Source organism: Streptomyces sp. NPDC057010 (genome assembly GCF_042673805.1).
GTDB lineage: Bacteria > Actinomycetota > Actinomycetes > Streptomycetales > Streptomycetaceae > Streptomyces.
The window spans coordinates 1-582 of record NZ_JBHUSC010000152.1 but is presented as its reverse complement, the minus strand read 5'-3'; the positions used below and the strand labels follow the sequence as shown (position 1 = coordinate 582).

The following is a 582-nucleotide window of genomic DNA, read 5'->3' as shown; positions in this document are numbered from 1 at the left end:
TTTACGTCGTCGAACATTGAGTGACTGGAGGCGGGGGCCGGGGACCGGACTCGAACCGGCACCACTCAAACATGCCCCTCACGCTCGATCGCCCGTCCCGATTACGGGCTGCGCATGCAGTTGCGTATTGGCCGGCGCAATCCGCTGTACAGTACGGCGATCGGCAAGGTGCTGCTCGCGTGGATGATGCCCGGCGAAGCGCGCACAGTGCTGGCCGGCGTCAAGTTCCGGAAGTCGACCGCGAAGACGCTCGCGTCGGCGGAAGCAGTGACGAGCATCCTGCCGCACGTGCGGCAGCAGGGCTATGGCGAGGACAACGAGGAGCAGGAAGATGGCCTGCTGTGTCTCGCGGTGCCCGTGTTCGACCGTTTCGATCGCGTGATCGCGGGATTGTCGCTGTCGTTCCCGACGATGCGGTGCGGATACGAAGGCGCATTACGTCGCGCTGTTGAAGGAGGCAGGGCAGGCGATTTCCGGGCGGCTTGGCCATCGCCAGGAGGCGGCTGGCGTCGAGCAGGCGACGGCGGCACAGAATTGAACACGTGCCGGTAGAGAGCCGGCAAAACGACACGACAATACGAC

The 582-nt window shown here is 64.6% G+C and carries 1 protein-coding gene; it reads left to right on the top strand.

All coding sequences use genetic code 11. The features are described 5' to 3' along the window. Positions 1-114: 114 nt before the first annotated feature. Positions 115-552, top strand: coding sequence for an IclR family transcriptional regulator C-terminal domain-containing protein (locus ACFTXQ_RS36745; RefSeq protein WP_382116092.1), 438 nt, complete (start codon positions 115-117; stop codon positions 550-552). Positions 553-582: the final 30 nt, after the last annotated feature.

Coding starts and splice junctions, on each gene's coding strand:
- ACFTXQ_RS36745 (WP_382116092.1), top strand. CDS start 115: ATGCAGTTGCGTATTGGCCGGCGCAATCCGCTGTACAGTACGGCGATC.